The following is a 228-nucleotide window of genomic DNA, read 5'->3' as shown; positions in this document are numbered from 1 at the left end:
ATAAATATCTTAGATATTAATCTTAAGAAACAGTATAAAGAATTAGAGGAACTTAAAGGGAAGGAGAAAGTCTTAAGAAAAGAATTAGAAAATGAAACAGTATATATTAATAGTATAAAAGAGAAACTGACCATAAGATTCCAACAAATCTATCAATGGTACGATTATGTTTGCGAAAGCAGAAGATATCTAAAAAAAATTACAGGTCAATTAAATGAACTAAGAAAT

Annotated in this window: 1 protein-coding gene; it reads left to right on the top strand. The window is 25.4% G+C overall.

Annotation, left to right across the window (positions count from 1 at the left end; genetic code table 11):
• Positions 1 to 228: hypothetical protein (locus AOA61_RS31935; protein ID WP_218197386.1), on the top strand; the 228-nt coding region annotated here is incomplete at both ends.

Source organism: Pseudomonas sp. 2995-1 (assembly GCF_002742505.1).
GTDB lineage: Bacteria > Pseudomonadota > Gammaproteobacteria > Pseudomonadales > Pseudomonadaceae > Aquipseudomonas > Aquipseudomonas sivasensis.
The sequence above is the reverse complement of the archived record's forward strand: the minus strand, read 5'-3'. Positions and strand labels throughout refer to the sequence as shown.